At 53.7% G+C, this 22,597-nt stretch carries 21 protein-coding genes, 2 tRNA genes and 2 rRNA genes; 15 read left to right on the top strand and 10 right to left on the bottom strand.

Translation table 11 applies throughout. The features are described from left to right. Window positions 1-72: 72 nt before the first annotated feature. From EBL_RS15270 to dkgB, 4 genes are all read left to right on the top strand, one after another. Window positions 73-2,975, top strand: a 23S ribosomal RNA gene (locus EBL_RS15270). 210 nt (window positions 2,976-3,185) lie between these two features. Continuing rightward, window positions 3,186-3,301, top strand: a 5S ribosomal RNA gene (rrf, locus tag EBL_RS15265). Window positions 3,302-3,391: 90 nt separating this feature from the next. Beyond that, window positions 3,392-3,468, top strand: a tRNA-Asp gene (locus EBL_RS15260). Between the two features lie 163 nt (window positions 3,469-3,631). Beyond that, window positions 3,632-4,438, top strand: coding sequence for a 2,5-didehydrogluconate reductase DkgB (gene dkgB / locus EBL_RS15255; RefSeq protein WP_002444588.1), 807 nt, complete (start codon window positions 3,632-3,634; stop codon window positions 4,436-4,438). Between the two features lie 48 nt (window positions 4,439-4,486). Here dkgB and yafC read toward each other — a convergent pair whose 3' ends face one another. Beyond that, window positions 4,487-5,380: a DNA-binding transcriptional regulator YafC gene (gene yafC / locus EBL_RS15250; RefSeq protein WP_002444586.1), complete on the bottom strand. Its 894-nt coding sequence runs from the start codon at window positions 5,378-5,380 to the stop codon at window positions 4,487-4,489. A 107-nt stretch (window positions 5,381-5,487) separates the two neighbouring features. On the opposite strand from yafC, the gene EBL_RS15245 reads away from it, so the two are divergent. Together EBL_RS15245 and EBL_RS15240 are read left to right on the top strand one after the other, a co-directional pair. Beyond that, window positions 5,488-6,681 carry an MFS transporter gene (locus tag EBL_RS15245; RefSeq protein WP_002444584.1) on the top strand — a complete coding sequence of 398 codons (1,194 nt, stop codon included), beginning with the start codon at window positions 5,488-5,490 and terminating at the stop codon, window positions 6,679-6,681. Window positions 6,682-6,789: 108 nt separating this feature from the next. Continuing rightward, window positions 6,790-7,590: an endonuclease/exonuclease/phosphatase family protein gene (locus EBL_RS15240; RefSeq protein ID WP_002444582.1), complete on the top strand. Its 801-nt coding sequence runs from the start codon at window positions 6,790-6,792 to the stop codon at window positions 7,588-7,590. Window positions 7,591-7,645: 55 nt separating this feature from the next. Here EBL_RS15240 and mltD read toward each other — a convergent pair whose 3' ends face one another. Together mltD and gloB are read right to left on the bottom strand one after the other, a co-directional pair. Beyond that, the gene (mltD, locus tag EBL_RS15235; protein ID WP_002444579.1) at window positions 7,646-8,836 is read right to left on the bottom strand and encodes a murein transglycosylase D; all 1,191 of its coding nucleotides are present in this window, start codon (window positions 8,834-8,836) and stop codon (window positions 7,646-7,648) included. A gap of 71 nt (window positions 8,837-8,907) precedes the next feature. After that, window positions 8,908-9,663, bottom strand: a complete 756-nt coding sequence (gene gloB / locus EBL_RS15230; RefSeq protein ID WP_002444577.1) for a hydroxyacylglutathione hydrolase — start codon at window positions 9,661-9,663, stop codon at window positions 8,908-8,910. Between the two features lie 34 nt (window positions 9,664-9,697). On the opposite strand from gloB, the gene EBL_RS15225 reads away from it, so the two are divergent. Then, window positions 9,698-10,468 (top strand): class I SAM-dependent methyltransferase, encoded by a 771-nt coding sequence (locus tag EBL_RS15225; protein WP_002444576.1) that lies wholly within the window; start codon window positions 9,698-9,700, stop codon window positions 10,466-10,468. Here EBL_RS15225 and rnhA read toward each other — a convergent pair. Next, the gene (rnhA, locus tag EBL_RS15220) at window positions 10,413-10,988 is read right to left on the bottom strand and encodes a ribonuclease HI (protein WP_162138182.1); all 576 of its coding nucleotides are present in this window, start codon (window positions 10,986-10,988) and stop codon (window positions 10,413-10,415) included. The genes EBL_RS15225 and rnhA overlap by 56 nt on opposite strands. On the opposite strand from rnhA, the gene dnaQ reads away from it, so the two are divergent. Continuing rightward, complete coding sequence (gene dnaQ, locus EBL_RS15215) at window positions 10,942-11,673, top strand: DNA polymerase III subunit epsilon (RefSeq protein ID WP_002444573.1); 732 nt, start codon at window positions 10,942-10,944, stop codon at window positions 11,671-11,673. The two genes, rnhA and dnaQ, sit on opposite strands and share 47 nt — an antisense overlap. 134 nt (window positions 11,674-11,807) lie before the next feature. Continuing rightward, window positions 11,808-11,884, top strand: a tRNA-Asp gene (locus EBL_RS15210). A 54-nt stretch (window positions 11,885-11,938) separates the two neighbouring features. Here the strand turns inward: EBL_RS15210 and csgG are convergent. From csgG to csgD, 4 genes are all read right to left on the bottom strand, one after another. Beyond that, window positions 11,939-12,775 (bottom strand): curli production assembly/transport protein CsgG, encoded by an 837-nt coding sequence (csgG, locus tag EBL_RS15205; RefSeq protein WP_034920532.1) that lies wholly within the window; start codon window positions 12,773-12,775, stop codon window positions 11,939-11,941. A 38-nt stretch (window positions 12,776-12,813) separates the two neighbouring features. Then, on the bottom strand, window positions 12,814-13,194 hold the full coding sequence (csgF, locus tag EBL_RS15200; protein WP_174270570.1) for a curli production assembly/transport protein CsgF: 381 nt from the start codon (window positions 13,192-13,194) through the stop codon (window positions 12,814-12,816). Between the two features lie 69 nt (window positions 13,195-13,263). Beyond that, window positions 13,264-13,659 (bottom strand): curli production assembly/transport protein CsgE, encoded by a 396-nt coding sequence (csgE, locus tag EBL_RS15195; RefSeq protein ID WP_002444567.1) that lies wholly within the window; start codon window positions 13,657-13,659, stop codon window positions 13,264-13,266. 4 nt (window positions 13,660-13,663) lie between these two features. Beyond that, on the bottom strand, window positions 13,664-14,314 hold the full coding sequence (gene csgD, locus EBL_RS15190; protein ID WP_002444566.1) for a biofilm master transcriptional regulator CsgD: 651 nt from the start codon (window positions 14,312-14,314) through the stop codon (window positions 13,664-13,666). A gap of 669 nt (window positions 14,315-14,983) precedes the next feature. Between csgD and EBL_RS20130 the strand changes: the two genes are divergently transcribed. The 5 genes from EBL_RS20130 (at window position 14,984) to putP (ending at window position 18,588) form a co-directional block, all read left to right on the top strand. Then, the gene (locus EBL_RS20130; protein WP_002444564.1) at window positions 14,984-15,475 is read left to right on the top strand and encodes a curlin; all 492 of its coding nucleotides are present in this window, start codon (window positions 14,984-14,986) and stop codon (window positions 15,473-15,475) included. Window positions 15,476-15,524: 49 nt separating this feature from the next. Further along, complete coding sequence (gene csgA / locus EBL_RS15185; protein ID WP_002444561.1) at window positions 15,525-15,989, top strand: curli major subunit CsgA; 465 nt, start codon at window positions 15,525-15,527, stop codon at window positions 15,987-15,989. Window positions 15,990-16,088: 99 nt separating this feature from the next. Then, entirely contained in the window at window positions 16,089-16,418 is a 330-nt protein-coding gene (gene csgC, locus EBL_RS15180; RefSeq protein ID WP_002444558.1) for a curli assembly chaperone CsgC, read from the top strand. 326 nt (window positions 16,419-16,744) lie between these two features. Then, entirely contained in the window at window positions 16,745-17,134 is a 390-nt protein-coding gene (locus EBL_RS15175; RefSeq protein ID WP_002444556.1) for an ectoine synthase, read from the top strand. Between the two features lie 23 nt (window positions 17,135-17,157). Beyond that, window positions 17,158-18,588, top strand: coding sequence for a sodium/proline symporter PutP (putP, locus tag EBL_RS15170; protein WP_002444554.1), 1,431 nt, complete (start codon window positions 17,158-17,160; stop codon window positions 18,586-18,588). Here putP and EBL_RS15165 read toward each other — a convergent pair. Continuing rightward, on the bottom strand, window positions 18,580-19,353 hold the full coding sequence (locus tag EBL_RS15165; RefSeq protein ID WP_002444552.1) for an amidohydrolase: 774 nt from the start codon (window positions 19,351-19,353) through the stop codon (window positions 18,580-18,582). The two genes, putP and EBL_RS15165, sit on opposite strands and share 9 nt — an antisense overlap. Window positions 19,354-19,545: 192 nt before the next feature. On the opposite strand from EBL_RS15165, the gene ivy reads away from it, so the two are divergent. Then, window positions 19,546-19,992, top strand: a complete 447-nt coding sequence (gene ivy / locus EBL_RS15160) for an Ivy family C-type lysozyme inhibitor (protein ID WP_002444550.1) — start codon at window positions 19,546-19,548, stop codon at window positions 19,990-19,992. A 71-nt stretch (window positions 19,993-20,063) separates the two neighbouring features. Here ivy and fadE read toward each other — a convergent pair whose 3' ends face one another. After that, entirely contained in the window at window positions 20,064-22,508 is a 2,445-nt protein-coding gene (fadE, locus tag EBL_RS15155) for an acyl-CoA dehydrogenase FadE (RefSeq protein ID WP_002444549.1), read from the bottom strand. Window positions 22,509-22,597: the final 89 nt, after the last annotated feature.

Below are 22,597 nucleotides of genomic sequence, written 5' to 3'. Positions count from 1 at the left end.
TTGAAACAATAAACGCGCAAGCGTTTATGAGTCTCTCAAATTATCACACCTGAAGACATCTTCGGGTTGTGAGGTTAAGCGACTAAGCGTACACGGTGGATGCCCTGGCAGTCAGAGGCGATGAAGGACGTGCTAATCTGCGAAAAGCGCCGGCGAGGTGATATGAACCTTTGACCCGGCGATGTCCGAATGGGGAAACCCAGTGTGATTCGTCACACTATCGTTAGCTGAATACATAGGCTAACGAGGCGAACCGGGGGAACTGAAACATCTAAGTACCCCGAGGAAAAGAAATCAACCGAGATTCCCCCAGTAGCGGCGAGCGAACGGGGAGCAGCCCAGAGTCTGAATCAGCGTGTGTGTTAGTGGAAGCGTCTGGAAAGTCGCGCGATACAGGGTGAAAGCCCCGTACACGAAAATGCACATGTTGTGAACTCGATGAGTAGGGCGGGACACGTGATATCCTGTCTGAAGATGGGGGGACCATCCTCCAAGGCTAAATACTCCTGACTGACCGATAGTGAACCAGTACCGTGAGGGAAAGGCGAAAAGAACCCCGGCGAGGGGAGTGAAAAAGAACCTGAAACCGTGTACGTACAAGCAGTGGGAGCATCCTTCGGGATGTGACTGCGTACCTTTTGTATAATGGGTCAGCGACTTATATTCTGTAGCAAGGTTAACCGAATAGGGGAGCCGCAGGGAAACCGAGTCTTAACTGGGCGTTAAGTTGCAGGGTATAGACCCGAAACCCGGTGATCTAGCCATGGGCAGGTTGAAGGTTGGGTAACACTAACTGGAGGACCGAACCGACTAATGTTGAAAAATTAGCGGATGACTTGTGGCTGGGGGTGAAAGGCCAATCAAACCGGGAGATAGCTGGTTCTCCCCGAAAGCTATTTAGGTAGCGCCTCGTGAACTCATCTGTGGGGGTAGAGCACTGTTTCGGCTAGGGGGTCATCCCGACTTACCAACCCGATGCAAACTACGAATACCACAGAATGTTATCACGGGAGACACACGGCGGGTGCTAACGTCCGTCGTGAAGAGGGAAACAACCCAGACCGCCAGCTAAGGTCCCAAAGTCACAGTTAAGTGGGAAACGATGTGGGAAGGCCCAGACAGCCAGGATGTTGGCTTAGAAGCAGCCATCATTTAAAGAAAGCGTAATAGCTCACTGGTCGAGTCGGCCTGCGCGGAAGATGTAACGGGGCTAAACTGTGCACCGAAGCTGCGGCAGCGACACTGTGTGTTGTTGGGTAGGGGAGCGTTCTGTAAGCCGTTGAAGGTGGTCTGTGAGGACTGCTGGAGGTATCAGAAGTGCGAATGCTGACATAAGTAACGATAATGCGGGTGAAAAACCCGCACGCCGGAAGACCAAGGGTTCCTGTCCAACGTTAATCGGGGCAGGGTGAGTCGACCCCTAAGGCGAGGCCGAAAGGCGTAGTCGATGGGAAACAGGTTAATATTCCTGTACTTGGTGTTACTGCGAAGGGGGGACGGAGAAGGCTATGTTATCCGGGCGACGGTCGTCCCGGTTTAAGCGTGTAGGTGTGTGAACCAGGCAAATCCGGTTCACTTTAACACTGAGGCGTGATGACGAGGCACTACGGTGCTGAAGTAACAAATGCCCTGCTTCCAGGAAAAGCCTCTAAGCATCAGGTAACATCAAATCGTACCCCAAACCGACACAGGTGGTCAGGTAGAGAATACCAAGGCGCTTGAGAGAACTCGGGTGAAGGAACTAGGCAAAATGGTGCCGTAACTTCGGGAGAAGGCACGCTGACATGTAGGTGAAGCCCCTGCGGGTGGAGCTGAAGTCAGTCGAAGATACCAGCTGGCTGCAACTGTTTATTAAAAACACAGCACTGTGCAAACACGAAAGTGGACGTATACGGTGTGACGCCTGCCCGGTGCCGGAAGGTTAATTGATGGGGTCAGCGCAAGCGAAGCTCCTGATCGAAGCCCCGGTAAACGGCGGCCGTAACTATAACGGTCCTAAGGTAGCGAAATTCCTTGTCGGGTAAGTTCCGACCTGCACGAATGGCGTAATGATGGCCAGGCTGTCTCCACCCGAGACTCAGTGAAATTGAACTCGCTGTGAAGATGCAGTGTACCCGCGGCAAGACGGAAAGACCCCGTGAACCTTTACTATAGCTTGACACTGAACATTGAGCCTTGATGTGTAGGATAGGTGGGAGGCTTTGAAGTGTGGACGCCAGTCTGCATGGAGCCAACCTTGAAATACCACCCTTTAATGTTTGATGTTCTAACGTAGACCCGTAAACCGGGTTGCGGACAGTGTCTGGTGGGTAGTTTGACTGGGGCGGTCTCCTCCCAAAGAGTAACGGAGGAGCACGAAGGTTAGCTAATCCTGGTCGGACATCAGGAGGTTAGTGCAAAGGCATAAGCTAGCTTGACTGCGAGAGTGACGGCTCGAGCAGGTGCGAAAGCAGGTCTTAGTGATCCGGTGGTTCTGAATGGAAGGGCCATCGCTCAACGGATAAAAGGTACTCCGGGGATAACAGGCTGATACCGCCCAAGAGTTCATATCGACGGCGGTGTTTGGCACCTCGATGTCGGCTCATCACATCCTGGGGCTGAAGTAGGTCCCAAGGGTATGGCTGTTCGCCATTTAAAGTGGTACGCGAGCTGGGTTTAGAACGTCGTGAGACAGTTCGGTCCCTATCTGCCGTGGGCGCTGGAGAACTGAGGGGGGCTGCTCCTAGTACGAGAGGACCGGAGTGGACGCATCACTGGTGTTCGGGTTGTCATGCCAATGGCATTGCCCGGTAGCTACATGCGGAAGAGATAAGTGCTGAAAGCATCTAAGCACGAAACTTGCCCCGAGATGAGTTCTCCCTGAGACTTAAAGTCTCCTGAAGGAACGTTGAAGACGACGACGTTGATAGGCCGGGTGTGTAAGTGCAGCGATGCATTGAGCTAACCGGTACTAATGAACCGTGAGGCTTAACCTTACAACGCCAAAGATGTTTTGGTGTGAAGAGAGAGACGATATTCAGCTTGTTACCGGATAGATGATGTAAGTCTTTTCGATTTTGAGCCACAGCAAGGCGGCAAGAGAACGAGGCGACAGGAGCTTACTGAAGTAAGTGACTGTTGCGAGTGAGCGCAGCCAACGCGGGTGTGGTGCAAAAGAAAAAGACGGACATGAGCAACAGAATATGCCTGGCGGCCGTAGCGCGGTGGTCCCACCTGACCCCATGCCGAACTCAGAAGTGAAACGCCGTAGCGCCGATGGTAGTGTGGGGTCTCCCCATGCGAGAGTAGGGAACTGCCAGGCTCCAATCAGGATAAACGTTGTGATAACGGGTATCTGAGTAGTTAAGCAGTAAACCGGGACATAATACCCGGAGCAGTAGAAAAATTCGGTGGAGCGGTAGTTCAGTTGGTTAGAATACCTGCCTGTCACGCAGGGGGTCGCGGGTTCGAGTCCCGTCCGTTCCGCCACTCTTTATGAAGCCCTGAGCATTTGCTCAGGGCTTTTTCTTTTGTCTTTTTGCAGATTATTGCGCTGGCAGCAATTAACCTCTGCTGATTTCACTCTTTTTCGCAACAGTTTAACGGACGATAATCTTTATCCAGCACACACTACGAGATAAAGAGAAACATGATGACCATTCCTGTATGCGGCCTGGGCACCTTCCGCCTGAAAGACGACGTTGTTATCCAGTCAGTAAAAACCGCGTTAGCGCTGGGATATCGCGCTATTGATACCGCCCAGATTTATGATAATGAAGCGGCCATCGGCCAGGCTCTGGCTGAAAGTGGTATCGCCCGGGAATCCCTGTACCTGACCACAAAAATCTGGACTGAAAACCTCAGCGCAGAAAAACTGATCCCAAGCCTCAAAGAAAGCCTGGCAAAACTGGGCACGGATTATGTGGATCTGACGCTTATCCACTGGCCGTCTCCGGGGAATAAAGTGGCGGTAAGTGAGTATATGTCAGCCTTGCTGGAGGCAAAGCGCCAGGGGCTTACCCGGGAGATTGGCATATCAAACTTCACCATCGCACTCATGGAGCAGGCGATAGCTGCCGTCGGGGCTGATCAGATAGCCACCAACCAGATTGAGCTCTCCCCATACCTGCAAAACCGTAAGGTTGTTGAGTGGGCCCGGGAGCACGGTATCCATATTACCTCGTATATGACTCTGGCCTACGGTAAAGCGCTGCAGGATGAGACTATCCTGCGTATTGCACAGAAACATAATGCGACACCGGCACAGGTTATCCTGAGCTGGGCGATGGGGGAGGGGTATTCGGTTATCCCGTCGTCCACTAAACGGGAGAATCTCACCAGTAACCTGCTGGCCGCTGATCTTCAGCTCGATCAGGAGGATCGCCAGGCCATCGCGGCACTGGATCGTAACGATCGTCTGGTGAGCCCGGAGAGCCTGGCACCGGCCTGGGATCAGTAAGCGCTATTACTTCCCTACAGGCGGGCAGCCTCTGCTGCCCGCTGCCGGTTATACCGGTTTTTTGGCATGCTCGCTGAGAAAATCAATAAATGCCCGGATCCGGGTGCTCACCGCCCGATCACTGTAATACACCGCGCTAAATGGCATCTCCACCGGCAGGCGTTTATCCGCCAGCACCTCTACCAGCGTTCCGCTGGCTATCTCCTTATCCACCATATAATCCGACAGGCAGGCGATCCCGTTCCCGGTAAGACACAGCTGTTTTAGCGTCTCCCCGCTATTAGACGAGAGATCTGACGTCACCTGATGCAGCTGCCCGTCGCCACAGGCGACAGGCCAGGTATTCAGTGATGTGGGCTCTGTGAACCCGAGGCAGACATGGTGCGCCAGATCGTTAACGGTTTGCGGCACACCGTTACGGGCCAGATATTCCGGGGAGGCGATTATCTTGCGGTAGCTGATAAACAGCGGTCTGGCCCGCAGGCTGGAGTCGCCGAGATTCCCGGCCCGGATAGCCACATCCACTTTACGCTCAATCAGGTTGATAAAGGTTTCTGAGGAGACCAGCGACAGGCTCATCTCCGGGTAGCGCTCACGAAATGGCTTAATCAGCGGTGTCAGATAATGAAGAACCACCGGTGTGGCCGCATCAATACGCAACAGCCCGCGCGGGGTCTGGCGGCTTTCGATAATCTCGTTCTCTGCTGCGGCCATCTCCTGTAGCACATGTTGCACCCGGCGAAAATAGCGCTCTCCCTCCTCCGTAAGGCTCAGTTGCCGGGTTGTCCGGTTCAGCAGGCTGACACCGAGCTTCATTTCCAGCTTTTTCACCGCGCGGCTCACGGCGGAATTGGCCTGGCCCAGTTGTTCAGCCGCACGGCTAAAACTGCCGCTTTCGACAACGGCCACAAAAATAGCCAGTTCATCTGAGGATGCTTTCATTTTTGCACCTTGAGCAAAATTATATTGAGATTTTGAATATTTTTGTTATTTAAACACAGGGGCATACTGCACGCCATCACAGAATGACATCTGATTTGGAGTAAAGTATGCCACTTGCGTTACTGGCGCTGACTATCAGCGCATTTGCCATCGGGACCACCGAGTTTGTTATTGTGGGTCTGGTGCCAGCCATTGCACAGCAGCTCTCCGTAAGCCTGCCTTCCGCCGGTCTGCTGGTTTCTATTTATGCCCTGGGGGTCGCCATTGGTGCTCCGGTACTGACCGCGTTAACGGGCCGGTTGCCGCGTAAGCAGCTGCTGATCGGCCTGATGGTATTATTTACTATCGGCAACCTGATTGCCTGGCAGGCGCCGGGTTACAACACGCTGATTATTGCCCGCCTGCTGACCGGGCTGGCGCACGGGGTCTTCTTCTCGATAGGCTCAACCATTGCCACAAGCCTGGTCCCGAAAGAGAAGGGGGCTACCGCCATTGCCATTATGTTCGGCGGGTTAACCGTCGCACTGGTGACCGGTGTACCGCTGGGCACGTTTATCGGCCAGCATTTTGGCTGGCGTGAAACCTTCCTGGTGGTCTCCCTGATTGGCGTGATTGCCCTGATAAGCAGCATTATCCTGGTGCCGTCAGACATTCCCACCCGTGAGCCTGCCAGCCTGCGCTCGCAGTTGCAGGTGATTACCCACCCGCGTTTGCTGCTGATTTATGCGGTAACGGCACTGGGTTACGGCGGGGTATTTACCGCGTTCACCTTCCTGACGCCCATGATGCAGGATCTGGCCGGGTTTAGCGCCTCTGATGTGAGTATTATCCTGCTTGGCTATGGGGTATCGGTTGCCATCGGTAATATCTGGGGCGGGAAGCTGGCCGATAAACACGGTGCGGCCAGCGCGCTGAAATTCATTTTCGCGGTGCTGTCTGCCCTGCTGCTGGTGTTCCAGTTTACCGTCAGCCACCACTACGCGGCGCTGGTGACGGTGCTGGTGATGGGGATCTTCGCCTTCGGTAATGTTCCCGGCCTGCAGGTGTATGTGGTGCAGAAAGCCGCAGAATATACCCCGGATGCGGTGGATGTTGCCTCCGGCCTGAATATTGCCGCGTTTAATATCGGGATTGCCCTGGGCTCGATTATCGGTGGTCAGACGGTGGCAACACTTGGCCTGGCGCAGACCCCGTGGATTGGCGCGGTGATTGTTGCGCTGGCGCTGGTGCTGATTATCTGGAGCGGGCGGCTGGATCGCAACGTCAGCCGGGCACCTGCGGCACTGTGCTCTGAAGGCTAATCGCACCTTTGCTGCGCACAGCCATTGAAACCGGCGTATAAAAACTCTATAACTGAATAACCCTTTCCTGCCCGGGAAGGGTTATTTGTCAGAGGATCGCCACCCGAAGTGCGAAAAAAAACCTACGCCATGCGCTATGTTGCAGGGCAGCCCGCAAAACGCATCTTACCCCCTTCTGCCCTGGCCGGAACCAGTAGCCTGACACTGGCTCCCGGAGAGCCGCTGTACGGGGAGAAAACCCTGCGTATCCTGGTGTGGAATATCTTTAAACAGCAGCGTGCAGACTGGTTATCGGTGCTGCAGAATTTTGGCAAAGGCGCCCATCTGATGCTGCTGCAGGAGGCGCAGACCACCCCGGAACTGGTGCATTTCGCCACCACCCACTATCTGGCAGCCGATCAGGTGCCGGCCATTGTGCTGCCTCAGCACCCCTCTGGCGTGATGACCTTATCCGCAGCCCAGCCTATATACTGCTGCCCGCTGCGGGAACGGGAGCCTATCCTGCGTTTGTCTAAATCTGCCCTGGTGACTGTCTACCCCCTGCCGGACGGCAGAATGCTGATGGTGGTGAACATTCACGCGGTGAATTTCAGCCTGGGTGTTGATGTTTACAGTAAGCAGCTGGATCCCATCGGTGATCAGATTGCCCATCACCAGGGCCCGGTGATCATGGCCGGGGATTTTAATGCCTGGAGCCGCCCGCGAATTAACGCGTTATACCGATTTGCCCGGGAAATGACCCTGCGTGAGGTGCGTTTTACGGACGATCACCGCAAACGCGCATTTGGCCGCCCGCTCGATTTTGTCTTCTATCGCGGGCTCAGTGTCCGGGAAGCATCGGTCCTGGTGACCAGCGCCTCTGATCATAATCCGTTACTGGTGGAGTTCAGCCCCGGTAAGCCCGCCTGAGCGGCGAAAAAAAGCACCTTCAGGGAAGGTGCTTTCTGGTTTAAGACTGAATGATTCAGGTATCCGGACGATCGCTGGCACGCAGGTATAGCGTCAGCTGATCGCCAGGTCTCAGGGCGTCAGCATCGGTGTTCCAGCGCATCAGATCCTTCACGTCCACACCGTGTTTACGGGCGATACTGGAGAGCGAATCACCACGGCGTACTTTGTAGGTAATGCCGCTGTTTTTCGCCAGTGAGGATGCCGGTTGCGCGGAGGTAACATCGCCAGCGGCGATAGACTTACGCACCAGTGCCGCATGTTTACGGGGCACCATCACATACTGCGGGCCATTTTTGCCGACAACAGTCGTGTTGCGGTATCCGGCATTGAACGCTTTGAGTTTCGTCAGCGACATACCGGTAACTTCCGCCAGCTGGGACATATCTACCGGTGAATCCACTTTAACACGCGCCAGGGCACGGCTTTCGTCTGGTGTTGGCAGCCGTACGCCGTACTTCTTGTTGTTTTTGAGGATCTCACTCAGGGCCAGCATTTTAGGCACGTACATTTTGGTTTCTTGTGGCAGTGAAAGCGACCAAAAGTCCGTAGCTTTGCCACGCGCTTTATTCGCTTTGATTGCCTTCAGTACCCGGCCTTCACCGCTGTTATAGGCTGCGACCGTCAGAAGCCAGTCACCATCAAACATACGGTTCAGACGCTGCATCATATTCAGGGCCGCAGTGGTCGAAGCCACAACATCCCGGCGTGCATCATAGTTGCGCGTCTGTTTTAAGCCATAATTACGCCCCGTGCTCGGAACAATCTGCCAGATGCCAGCGGCATTTGCGGCGGATGTCGCATGCGGGTTAAAAGCGCTCTCCACTATGGGTAGGAGTACCAGCTCCATTGGCAGGTTACGTTTTTTCACTTGCCCGGCTATCCAGTACATATACGGCTCTGCCCGTAACGTTACATCGTGGAGATAGCTCTTATTTCTTAAGTATTTTTGCTTTTGTTCACGAATCCGGTCATTTTCCGGAATCCCCATCTTTAGCTCGTCGCTGATTGAGGCCCACAGGTTCTGGTTTTGCGCGAAGCTGGTTCCGTCATCCAGCCAACGTGCATTATTTGCCCGACCTGCCGCTTCACTCTGACTTGCCGCAGAAAGGCTCTGAGCATGCTGTTGGACCGCTCCGTCATGTTTTGACGACTGGCACCCCGCAAGCAGGACAGAGGCGACGAGTAATATCGCTTTTGCCTTCATGTGTGTGTCAATAGTTGCTTAAAAGACGAACGATAGTACAGTCGAAGCGGCCAGAAAACAAGTAAGATTATTCAGAAGCTGTCTTTCCTGGCGCGTAGCCAGGCAAATCGCTGCTGAGGGTGTTGCAAAGATGTTTCTTTGCATATTTCTTTAATTAAATCAATATCATCAACTCTTAAGAAAATATTAATTTCCCGCTCCTTTTCCAGGGTTGAAGGCAACGTTTTTTGTTTTTTTGCCCGTAACTCCTTAACTTCATGGAGGTATTGAATGATGGCCGGATCCCGGGGAAGAACAGACGCGGAAAACTCAAGATTACTTAATGTGTACTCATGTGCGCAACATATCAATGTGTCGGCGGGAAGTGCATTAAGTTTTTGAAATGACTGATACATTTCATCTGCTGTGCCTTCAAAAAGCCGCCCGCAGCCACCAGAAAATAACGTATCGCCACAAAAAAGATAAGGCTTGCTGTAGTAACACAAATGTCCGGAAGTGTGACCTGGCGTGAATATTGCCTTAAGGGTCAGCCCCATCACGCTGATGCTATCTCCCCCGGTGACAATATGATTCGCTCCTTTATTACGGGTCTCTTCCGGCCCCCAGACCGGCAATGCCGGAAAGCGCGCAACAAGCGCCTTTACCCCACCGACATGATCAGCATGGTGATGAGTCAGCAGGATCCCCGCGGGTTGCCAGTGATGCTCATCAATGGCGCGCAGGACAGGCTCAGCCTCACCGGGATCAACAATCAGGCACTGGCGGTTGTTATTGCTGAGTACCCAGATGTAATTGTCCTGAAAGGCTGGAATACTGGTAAGATTCATAAAATACCTCTCGTTGCGTATATGGAAGGTGGTCATGAAACCGGCAAGGATACCTCAGAAACTCACAGCGCCGCAGCACTGGGCCGATATACCCTGGGGAGAATACTACCGGGAAGCGCTCGACCGCCAGTTGCAGCCGTGGCTCGCCAAAATGTTTGGCTTCCACCTGCTGAAAATTGGCCCCCTGAGTGCTGAGCTTAACACTGATAATTGCGCTATTTCACATCAGGTTACCGTGGCGTCTGCCGGGGAGCGGGTTCAGGTGCTGGCCGATCCGCACCAGCTGCCTTTTGAGAACCGCTCTGTCGATGCCTGCCTGCTGGCGCATTTGCTGCCATGGAGCCCGGATCCCCACTGCCTGGTGCGCGAGGTGGATAGGGTACTGATTGACGACGGCTGGATGATACTCAGCGGTTTTAACCCGGTAAGCCTGCTGGGGCTCGGGAAATGTCTGCCGGTTCAGCGCAGGCGTGTTCCCTATAATAGCCGTATGTTCAGTATGATGCGCCTGACAGACTGGGCCGCGCTGCTCAATTTTGAAGTGCTCTATCAGGCGAACTTCCATGTTCTGCCCTGGCAGCGCCTGGGGGGAAATTTGCTTAACGCGCATCTGCCGGCGCTGGGGTGCATGCAGGTGATTGTCGCCCGTAAGCGCACCATCCCGCTGACGCTCAACCCACAGAAAAAGCGCAAAGAAAATGCCCAGCTACGCCCGGCGGTGGGGGCCACCCGCCAGTACCGGGAGCCGCTCAGGACGCAGGCGTCCCGGGAAGATACCCCTCGTCCTCAAAAGTGGGATGATTAGCCGCCGCGCGGGCCAGCTCATCACAGCGTTCGTTTTCCGGGTGCCCCGCATGGCCTTTAACCCACTGCCAGGTGATGTGATGCTGGCTGAGCGCCGCATCCAGCCGCTGCCAGAGATCGACATTTTTCACCGGTTTTTTATCGGCGGTTTTCCAGCCACGTTTTTTCCAGTTGTGGATCCACTGGGTTATGCCCTGGCGCACGTACTGGCTGTCGGTACTGAGTGTGATATTGCAGTGCTCGCGTAGCGCTTCCAGCGCCACGATGGCGGCCAGCAGCTCCATGCGGTTATTGGTGGTCAGCCGGTATCCCGCGCTGAAGGTTTTCTCGTGCTGCTGGTAACGCAAAATAGCCCCATAGCCACCGGGCCCCGGGTTGCCAAGGCAGGAGCCGTCGGTGAAAATTTCTACCTCTTTACGCATCTCTGGTAGACTTCCTGTGATTAAAAACTTAAGTCTGACATAAACGAGCCCTATGAGCACTGCAATTACACGACAGATAGTCCTCGATACCGAAACCACCGGTATGAACCAGATAGGCGCCCACTATGAAGGGCACCGGATCATAGAGATTGGTGCGGTGGAGGTGATCAACCGGCGTTTAACGGGCAATAACTATCATGTGTATCTGAAGCCGGATCGGCTGGTGGATCCCGAAGCCTTTAACGTACACGGTATTGCGGATGAGTTTTTGCTGGATAAACCGGACTTCGCCGCAGTGGCCGACGGGTTTATTGACTACATCCGCGGGGCGGAGCTGGTCATTCATAACGCCTCGTTTGATATCGGCTTTATGGATTATGAATTCAGCAAGCTGGGTCGTAACCTGCCGAAGACCGACACCTTCTGTAAGATAACCGACAGCCTGGCGCTGGCGCGGCGTATGTTTCCCGGCAAGCGTAACAGCCTCGATGCGTTATGCTCCCGCTATGAGATAGACAACAGTAAGCGAACCCTGCACGGGGCACTGCTGGATGCCCAGATCCTGGCCGATGTTTATCTGGCGATGACCGGCGGGCAGACATCGCTGAAATTTGCGAGCGAAAACGAAGGGCAGCAGCGCCAGAGTGAGGGGGCAATTCAGCGGATTCATCGCCGTGCCGGTAGTCTACGGGTCGTTATGGCCAGTGACGAGGAGCTTAACGCCCATGAACAGCGCCTTGACCTGGTGCAGAAGAAGGGCGGAAGCTGCATGTGGCGGGGCTGAAGAGCGCACTTAAGCGCTTAAAACAGCGCGGACGGCTAAAATTGCAGCAAACGATTAAAAAGATGAGAAAAACCGTTGACGCCAGTACGGCCAGACCGTAATATGCGCCTCGTTCCCGACGGGGAACACAACGCGGAGCGGTAGTTCAGTTGGTTAGAATACCTGCCTGTCACGCAGGGGGTCGCGGGTTCGAGTCCCGTCCGTTCCGCCACTATTTAAGAAAGCCTGAATCGTCACTGATTCAGGCTTTCGTCGTTTTAGCGGCTCAGGATTCTTCAAGCGGTATCGGTACGTTTTTGTAGCGCTGCAGTACCGGGGCATTAACATCCGCCGGGTTCTGTAGCTGCCAGAGATTACGGGTAATGCCGTCGTTGACCAGATAGATAACACCGGTTTCTATGGCCGACATCAGGCACAGCATGACCGGCTCATTGGTGGTATAGCCCAGCTCTCCTTCCAGCAACCGCTGGTAGTCAATAAACCGGAACACTCCCGCCTGAACTTCATAAGACAGTATCGTTTTACTGGTATTAACCGATGACAACACCTCGCCGGTATTCACATTGACCGCCCGGAGGTTCACCGCTATCTGATCCAGCTGATACTGGGTGCTGGCGCCAATACCGAAATAACGGGCCCCGGCACCGCCAGATTTAACATTGCTCTCATAGCCAATAATCGAGCCCTCAATCAGGATATTGGCCGCCACCAGTGATGACAGGGGCTGGCGGTTATTGATAGCCACGCTACCGTTTTCCTGAGCCGCCCGGATGATTTTGCGCTCATTAAGCAAATTTTGCAGGCCCTGGCGCTCCAGAGGAATAAACCATTTAGAGTCTTTAAGGGCTGAAACCAGCATCGCCGTGGCGCTTTGGGGCACTGCGGTAGAAAAGTTACTGGCCGGGTAGGGCTTAAACTGGCCGGTCTCATCCTGAATATTATAGACCGAGACAAATATCCGCCCCGCCGCAGGGGGGAGATTGGTTAAATCGGTATAGCTTTGTGCTCGTGGTAACAGTGTGGGCTTTGCGGCCTCTTTTGGGGCTGCCGTCAGGCATCCGGTCAACATAAAAGCAGCGAGAAGTAATAAATAGCAGCGCATGCGCATAATGACATTCCTGTTTTTATTGAGCGTCGGCATCAGTTTGACGTAGACAAACCCTGAACCTGAATGGTGGAAACTTTACCGCTCTTGCGATCGGTCACGTTCATCATTAATTCGCCATCGGTATTACGTATATCCACGATGAAATCCTGTGTGACCATGCGCCCGGGCAGACCCTGGCTGACATTTCCCATCAGGTTACTCAGCAGTTGTGACTGAATAGCCGTGGTGAAATTATCCAGGGCAGAATATGAGTTGGCATCAAAATCGTAGCCGTCAGGATCCTTATAGGAGTTCTGGGCCTGGGCACCATTAAGCAGATAGGTGCCGTTATTGGGGTTACCGCCAAAGTTAGGGTTAATAAATTGATATACCATATTCCCGCCCCAGGAGAGCGGGGATATTATCAGTAACATAAGCAGAATAGCCGGGCGTAGTATATTTAACAGGCTCTTCACGATGCACTCCTTAAAACAGAATTTGTATTAAAATTCGTCATGGGCAAGCTCCCCGGTTCCAAGTAACGCTTTGTCTAATTGACGTCGTGATATGGCTTCAGCAACTCCCGCAATGGCGGTATCCACTTCCTTATTGAAATTTTTTCGATTTGGAAATAACAATGTCTGATATAAGGTGTCCTGACCTATTTTTATTGTGATCCAGCTTCCCCAGCGGGCGCTGGGTTTTTCATTTATGGTGATCGTTTCGGGATAATTTTGCTCCCATTTATCGGTAAACCCGCGATAAAAGCTGTGCCCGACCAGGGTTACTGTCCGGTCAGTAATTAACCCAGGATCCTGGAGTTCCGCACTCTGCGCATTCACGCCGGTGATATAGAGCAATACCAGCATGAGCCAGCAAATTTTATTCCGGCTGGCCATATAATTAACGCTTAAGGTTATTGTTAGCCCAGGACGCCGCCTGAGTGCGGTTTTTGACGGATATTTTCTTAAAGAGTTTATACAGATGTGTTTTTACCGTGTTCTCACTGATAAACAGTAAGCGGGCGATCTCGGTATTGGAGGCGCCAATCCTCAGTTTGTTCAGGATCTCTTTTTCCCGGTGCGTCAGGCTGGATGCCTCACCGTGGATCTGCCGGAATGTGCCGGACTGCGTAAGCAGGTAATTGGCAAACTCTTGCGAGAAGTAGCACTCGCCGCGAATAACGTTTTTGATCCCCTCCACAACTTTTTTACCGTCGCTGGACAGGTAAAAAACAGCACTGATCCGTGGCCAGGTTTCAATATCATGAAAGTGATAACTGTCTGGTGTATTCAGTAATAACAGTTTTACGCTTTCATGGTAACGGCTCATGGCTGACTGCCAAATCTCTATGATACGGCGATCTGCCTCCATCATATCGAAAAGTATCAGCGTATTATGCGCAATGGTTTCATCCATTGATTTCTGGATGTTATGTAGTCTGGTATTAATACCCACGAGATTCTTCAGTTGCTGCAATAACGCGCTTGCTTGCAAAGATGGTTTTGTCACTAACAAAAGGGTATTCGAATCAATTGCTGCTTCATTAGTCATAATGAAACCCTGTTGTGATTATTATATTTTTACAGCCATTCGCAACCTGCGCTTTTTCATGAAAAAGCACCAGAGGCAATGATTTATTTTTTTGTAAATCGATAGCTGTGTGTAGTCGGCATACCCCGTACAGGCAATATACTGATCAGCCGCATAAGCTCATTAAAAAGGTTTATGCGTGACACTGGATCAATCTAGCTTTTAGCCATTTCTTAGCAAGGGTTATTTCTGTTACTAAATGTAACCGGATGTATTTTTTTATTTAAAAACCACACTTTTTTTGCAACAAAATTCTTTGCAATTTGATGATAAATAAGTTGTTTTCAAATTTTAAAATGTCATCTCCGGCGTATGTTTTAGGCTAAGAAAAATCTTATTTTTGGGTGTCTGGCCCCAGTCTTAACGGTGCTTTAAGTATATCACACTGAATTGCATGATATTTTTATCAGATATATTTCGTTCGAAAGCCCGTAGGGGATACGCCAACCGGGTGAGGGCGTTATCCGGCCTGGGGCCGAAGGGGGGCGACCGGGCTTTCCTGGCGGGTTGATACTTTCTGGTGAGGGATTAAATAAAATACCACCGGCAGGTGAGTTTACATTTCCCCGCAACATCCATAATCACTTCGTCAGTGAGATTCTGTCGCCGGGTAGATACAGGGGGGCCAGCATGAAACGTATTTTACTGACCCTGGCATTATTATCAGCATCCTGGGTTGTTCACGCCCAGCAATATGATCTGGATTATTCAGAAATGAATGACCGGAATATGGCTTCGCATATTTCTGATGCGCGAAGCTCGTCAGGGAGTAGCTCGTTAATTTATCAGCACGGCAGTAATAACCGGGCCTATAGTACCCAGTCACCGGGGAGAAATTCGAGCGCTATCTGGCAAATAGGCTCGGAGAATACTGCATTTGTAAGACAATCAGGTTACGGGAATGACGCAGATATATACCAGTCAGGCAGTGATAATTTTGCATATATATCACAAAGCGGTAGCGGTGGTGATGCGTCAATAACCCAGAGGAATTTTGGTAATTCAGCTTATATCCTGCAACACGGCAAGGGCATAACTGAAATTAACCAGAATGGTGCGAACCAGAGTAGTGGGGTCGTACAACGCTCGTCAGGCATGGCGATCAGAGTGACTCAACATTAAGCAGCATACGTTCATATAACATTCGATATTTAACTAATGGGGTAGCAACATGAAACTTTGGAAAATTGTGGCAGTCTCTGCATTAGTCATCAGTGGTAGTGCGTTTGCAGATTCTTCCTCCGATCGTGGCAGACCAGACCACGGGCATCCGTCGACTGGCCTGCCAACCTTCCAGACTACCAACTGGAATTCTGAAATTCAGATTTACCAGGACGGGAAATCAAACTACGCGGGAGCGACGCAAAGTTCGGCTAAAAAATCGCTGACCGATATTAGCCAGCAGGGCGATAAAAACAGCGCCACAACAATTCAGACAGGCGATAACAGCCTGATTGATGTCAACCAGAAAGGGCATTTTAACAATGCCTATGTGAACCAGAGCGCAGACAGCAGCAAAGTCCTGATCTCCCAGACCGGCTTCGCAAACAGCGCCACGGCACAGCAGCACACCAGCGGCACGCTGACCAGCGTAACTCAGGTTGGTTTTGGTAACGTTGCAGTTACAAATCAGTAACAAAAATTAATGAATTCAGCTTCCGGGGTCAGAGCGGAAGCCAGAAAAAACAGGGCTTATGCCCTGTTTTTTTAGTGCACAGCCTGGGGGAGGAGAGATATGCATCTGGTCCTTGTTGCCGCAATGGTGTCTAACCAGTTGTGGTTCGATATGCATCATGACGCGCAGTATTATGAAATCACCCCGATGGTCAGTGTGACTGAACCCTGCACATGCCAGGTCACGGTTGCCGTGACACAACAGGGCAGTGCCGGAAACAGCACCAGCCGCCAGAGCGGGGAGGTAAACCTTAACGCCAACCAGCAGCAAGCGCTGGGGCGCATGCGTTTTTCTGTACCCTCAGGCGGCTCCACGCAGATTGCCGTAACGGTGAGTGATGGCGGGGCGCTGATCTTAACGCACCAGGTTGTCCTGCCGGGCAATACATAAAAACTTCTGATTGTTTTTTATCCGCTGGGGGCCCGGCGGCGCATAGCTATATAAAAGAAAGAGTAACCATGCTAAGGGTGTGTGTATGGCCGGGCTGCCGGGCGCGTTTTGCCGGGGATGTCAGGCAGATATTGATTTTAAAATGACCGATATAAATAGATATTCCTGCGATTTAAATAGCTATCCGGATTGGGATAAGGTCTTTCTCCGGCCGGGATATGAGGGCTGGCTTCATTACCGGAATAGGTCACCAGCTTATTTTTTATGGGGCAAACCGGTAATAACACACACTGGTATATATACCCATAATACTGAATCAGGGAGCTATGATGTTTATCAGAACACTGCGGGATGTCGCCGCCACTGCACACTTTGTTGACTGGGGAAACGGGACGAGCCATCGTTTACTCACGCGCCAGGATAATATGGGATTTACCCTGTGTCATACGGTGGTTACCCGGGGGAGCGAATCACTTCTGGAATATAAAAATCACCTTGAGGCTTGTTATTGTATCGCCGGGGAAGGCGAAATCGAAAATATGGCCGGTGAGCGTTTCCCGATTGTCCCCGGTACTATTTATGTCCTTAATGAGCACGATCGCCACTACCTGCGCGCCTGTGTTGATCAGGATCTGATACTGGTCAGTGTCTTTAACCCGCCTCTTGAAGGAACCGAAACCCACGCGCTTAAAACGGATGGCGCGTCCGCTTACTAATCAGCCGGTAAACGGAGGCCGCTATGTTTTATCTGCATGGTGCTTTTTTGCTGTATCTCGTGGGGATGCTGCTGGTGGGGCTGTACTTCTACCGGCGCACGCGTAATACGGCAGATTATATTCTTGGCTCCCGCAATCTGCCGCCTGCGGTGGCGGCTCTGAGCGCCGGGGCCTCTGATCTTAGCGGCTGGGCGCTGATGGGGCTGCCGGGGGCTATCTATATCGGCGGGCTGAGTAATCTGTGGATTGTGCTGTTTACTCTGGCCGGTGTGTATATCAACTGGCGGTTTATCGCCCCGAGGCTGCGCGCGCTGACCGAAACGCTCGGGGATGCGCAAACAATCCCTGAATATCTGCACAACCGCTTTACCGACAACAATAACCAGCTGCGTCTGGTCTCCTCGCTGGTGATTCTGGTCTTTTTTACCTTTTACGTGGCGGCCGGGTTAAGTGGCGGGGCTATCCTGTTTGAGAGCACCTTTAACATCGATTTCAACACCGCCCTGCTGACCGGCGGGCTGGTGATTGTCTCTTACACCTTCCTCGGGGGGTATCTGGCCGTCTGCTGGACCGATTTTTTCCAGGGGCTGATGATGGCGCTCTCCCTGGCGGTGGTCGCGCTGACGCTCCTCTTCTGGATATCCGGCGGCGGCAACGACGCGCCGGAGAGCCTCGCCTTTCAGTTTGCGGATTTACGCCCGGACATGGGCTGGTTCTGGGGGATTTTATCTCTCAGCGGCTGGTGCATTGGCTACCTGGGGCAGCCCCATGTACTGGTACGTTTTATGAGTGTGCGTAACCAGCGCGATATCGGGGTGTCCCGGCGGATTGCCGTACTCTGGACGGCGATAACCATGTGCTCCGCCGTGCTGGTGGGCTGGCTGGGGCGTAGCTACTTTCCCGCGCCGCTGGCGAACGGGGAAACGGTGTTTATTGCCCTGTCTCAGGCTATTTTCCACCCCTTTGTGGCCGGGCTGATTATCGCCGGGGTGCTGGCGTCGATCATGAGCACTATCGATTCGCAGCTGCTGGTCTGCTCTTCTACATTATCGGAGGATTTTTACCGTGCCTATGTGCGGCGCGGCGCCTCCGATCGCGAAGTGCTGCTGGTGGCACGCCTTGCGGTGCTGGCAGTGGCGCTGGTGGGGTTTCTGCTGGCCCGGCACAAGGCCGATACCACCTTACTCAATATGGTCGCTTATGCCTGGGGCGGGTTTGGCGCCGCCTTCGGGCCGGTTATTCTGTTCAGTCTGTTCTGGCGCTCCATGACCCGGCTGGGGGCTATTCTCGGGCTTATCAGCGGCGCGCTGGTGGCGTTGATCTGGAACCAGAACCACGGCGGGATTTTTGATCTGTTTGGCGTGGTGCCGGGGTTTCTGGCCGCAAGCCTTGCCATTGTGCTGGCGGGAAAGGCGCGCGCGGGCGATGCATCGCCCGCAACAAAATCAGGGTGACAGGGTAAAGGTATCTGCGTCGCGCCAGGCGGGGAAATTTTCCCGGTACTCATTAAGCGCAGTGTGTGAGAGATCGGCGCTGATATGGGCCGCCTGGTGGGGTGGGGCTTCGGCAACCACTTCCCCCTGGGGGCTGATGATGCGGCTGTCCCCGCGATAATGCAGGCCGTTACCATCGGTCCCGACCCGGTTACAACCGGCAACCCAGGCCTGGTTTTCAATCGCTCTGGCAGACAGCAGCGTTTGCCAGTGAAAACTGCGCGGCGCGGGCCAGTTGGCCACATACAGGGCCAGGTCGTAGTCATTATGGTTGCGGGACCACACCGGGAAACGCAGGTCATAGCAGATCTGCGGCAGAATACGCCAGCCGCGCCAGTTCACAATAATACGCTGGCTACCGGCCCGGTAATATTCATCTTCCCCGGCCATACGGAACAGATGGCGTTTGTCATAGTGGTGAACGACACCGTCTGGCTGCACCAGTAAAAAGCGGTTGACCGGGCCGCTGGCGGTTTGCAGGGCGGCACTTGCGGCTATCATGGCATTGCACCGGCAGGCGCTGGCCAGCATCCAGTCGGTGACTTCCTGCTCCGGCATGGAGTGGCTTGCGGCCTGCATGGCAAACCCGCTGGTGAACATCTCCGGCAGGACGATCAGATCGCGCCCCTCAAGCCCGTCCAGCTGGCGGGTGAAGTGGCGTAAATTTGCGGCACCGTCCATCCACGTCAGAGGTTGCTGCAGCAACGATAATTTAAGCACAGACACAAAATGTTCCTTCTTAAGACTGGTATTTTCACTGTAGCATCTCTGGCATATTCCGGAAGATTCTGCAGCGCGGGTGGTTATGATTCATACGCCCGACGTTTGCAATTTGGCGGTAGCGGGGCAAACATACGCCATTGCGCGTAGGCTCTATTTACAGCGCTCCATACCGGGGCGTATACAGGGAGACAGAGAATGAAGAAGATTATCGGTGCGGGTGTCCTTATGCTGGCCACATTCGGTGCCTGGGCACAAACGGATGTGACCATCAGCAGCCTGGCCACAGGCAGCGCCACCAAAGCGGGCTTTGCGGCGATGGTTAAAGGCCATACCCTGCCAGGCTGGGTGACCCGTGGTGCTACGGAGTCCCCGGCCCACGATGTGACCCTTGCGGGTAAGCACTATCAGGTCTTCAGTGCCTGTAAACCTCACGACTGTGCCAGCGAGCGTATCGCGGTTATCTACAGCGCAGACGATAAAACCATGGCCGGTCTGTTCTCAAAAACGGATGAAAAAACCAGCTCAGAAAAACTCAGCTGGCTGAACGTGCCGGATGATTTATCGATTGATGGTAAAACCGTGCTGTTTGCGGCCCTGAGCGGGAGCCTGGAAAACCACCCTGAAGGGTTTAATTACCAGTAATTTGCGGTTATTCGGGTAAAAAAAAGCGGAGCCGTCAGGCTCCGCTTTGGTTTTTAGCGCACCGGTTCGTTTCAGGCCGCCTGGGCCTTACGAACTTCTTGTGGGGACTTTAGCGGCCGGGTGGCCAGTGCATCAGCATCAAACTCATCAACATTAATACTCCGCAGGCGGCTGGTTTCCGCCCGGGTGAGTATCGCCGCTTCTTCCTGGTTAATGTGCCCCCCGGCCAGCGCCTGGCTCGCCAGGGCATCCAGGCGGGTAAAGGGCAGATTTTTACCCAGGGTTTTGCACAGCCGGGCGTGAATCGGCTCGGCGGCAATGATATCCAGCAGTGCGGCTTCCAGCAGCCCGACCGGGTTGTGTTCGCTGGGGGTCAGATACTGGCCGCGGCCGATACGTGAACGGGTAGCAGACGGCACCTGAAGAATTTTAGCCAGCTGGTGATCGAGCTTATCCGACGGCGGCTGATGCTGGCGCCCGGTCGGGAAAATCACCAGCCGCAGGGCACCGGCTACCAGGCGGTTCGGGAAGTTACGCAGCAGATCTACAATCGCCTGCTCAGCCTGGAACAGTGCATCCTGAACCCCCCAGTGAACCAGCGGCAGATCGGACTCGTTACGGCCCTCATCTTCATAGCGTTTGAGCACCGCAGAGGCAAGATACAGCTGGCTCAGCACATCCCCCAGGCGGGCAGAGATCCGCTCTTTGCGTTTCAGGCTGCCCCCGAGGACACCCATAGCAACATCAGACAGCAGCGCCAGGTTAGCACTCAGGCGGTTCATCTGCTGGTAATAGCGCCGGGTGGCATCATGGGTGGGAGAGGCGCTCAACCGCCCGCCGGTTATCCCCAGCCACAGGCTGCGGACTTTACTGGTGCCGACATGGCCAATGTGGCGGAACAGTAATTTGTCAAAAGCCTGCAGATCGTTATTCTGGGCGGCGGCCATTTCATCCAGCACATACGGATGGCAACGGATAGCCCCCTGGCCGAAGATCATCATGCTGCGGGTCAGAATGTTGGCCCCTTCCACCGTAATCGCGATGGGGGCACCCTCATAGGCGCGGGCCAGGAAATTACTCTCTCCGAGCATAATGCCTTTACCGCCGGTGATGTCCATGGCATCAATAATTGCCCGCTGCCCGCGATGGGTGCAGTGGTATTTTACGATAGCCGACAGCACCGCCGGTTTTTCCCCCAGCATTATCCCGTAAGTGACCAGGGAGGCGGCTGCATCCATCACCCAGGCGTTACCGGCAATCCGGGCCAGCGCTTCTTCAATACCTTCCATTTTGCCGATGGAGATTTTGAACTGACGGCGGATATGAGCATAAGCACCGGTCGCCATCGCCACCGATTTCAGGCCGCCGGTGGCATTAGAGGGCAGGGTAATACCGCGCCCGACAGATAAACACTCAACCAGCATACGCCAGCCCTGACCGGCCATCTGGGGGCCGCCGATGATATAGTCAATCGGCACGAAAATATCTTTACCGCGGGTAGGGCCATTCTGGAACGGCACGTTAAGCGGGAAGTGGCGCTTGCCTATCTCAACCCCCGGGGTGCTGGTGGGGATCAGCGCACAGGTGATCCCCAGATCGTCACGATCGCCGAGCAGATGATCAGGATCTGACAGTTTAAACGCCAGCCCCAGCACGGTGGCGATGGGGGCGAGGGTGATATAACGCTTGTTCCAGGTCAGGCGCATACCCAGAACCTGCTCGCCCTGCCATTCGCCCATGCAGACGATCCCGGTATCGGGAATGGCACCCGCATCGGATCCGGCTTCCGGGCTGGTCAGTGCGAAGCAGGGGATCTCCTGACCACGGGCAAGGCGGGGCAGATAGTGGTTTTTCTGCTCTTCAGTACCGTAGTGCTGTAAAAGTTCCCCCGGGCCCAGGGAGTTCGGCACCCCAACGGTGATAGCCAGGATCCCGGAGACGCCGGACAGCTTCTGGAGCACCCGTGCCTGGGCATAGGCGGAAAACTCCAGGCCGCCGTACTCTTTTTTAATGATCATCGCAAAGAAGCGGTGCTCTTTGAGGTAGGCCCATAATTCCGGGGGCAGATCGGCCAGTTCGTGGGTGATCCGGAAGTCATTCGCCATCCGGCAGGCCTCTTCTACCGGGCCGTCAATAAATGCCTGCTCCTCAGCGGTGAGTTTTGGCTGCGGGTAGTTATGCAGTTTTTGCCAGTCCGGCGCGCCGCGAAACAGATCCCCCTCCCACCAGGTGGTCCCGGCATCGATGGCTTCTTTCTCGGTACGTGACATCGGTGGCATCACTTTGCGAAATGCCCGGAATGCCGGGGCGGAAATCAGTGCCTTACGCATGGGGGGGAAATTAAACGGCACCAGAATGATGGCCAGCGGCAGCAAAACCCAGGCTGACCAGATATGCGTAACACCCAGTAATGCCGTCCACGCCAGCAGGATCACACTGCCAGACACCAGACGTAACCGGTGATAAAAGAGAATGCCCAAAAGCACCAGCGTTGCAACAACACTCAGGATCAACATAGCGAAATGCCCCTTATCTTGTAGGAGGTCTGACCACTTAGGATAATAAGGTTGTAGTGGATGTTATTTTATTTAGCAATATGTTCACA

The sequence above is a fragment of the Shimwellia blattae DSM 4481 = NBRC 105725 genome, from assembly GCF_000262305.1.
Lineage (GTDB): Bacteria > Pseudomonadota > Gammaproteobacteria > Enterobacterales > Enterobacteriaceae > Shimwellia > Shimwellia blattae.
The sequence above is the reverse complement of the archived record's forward strand: the minus strand, read 5'-3'. Positions and strand labels throughout refer to the sequence as shown.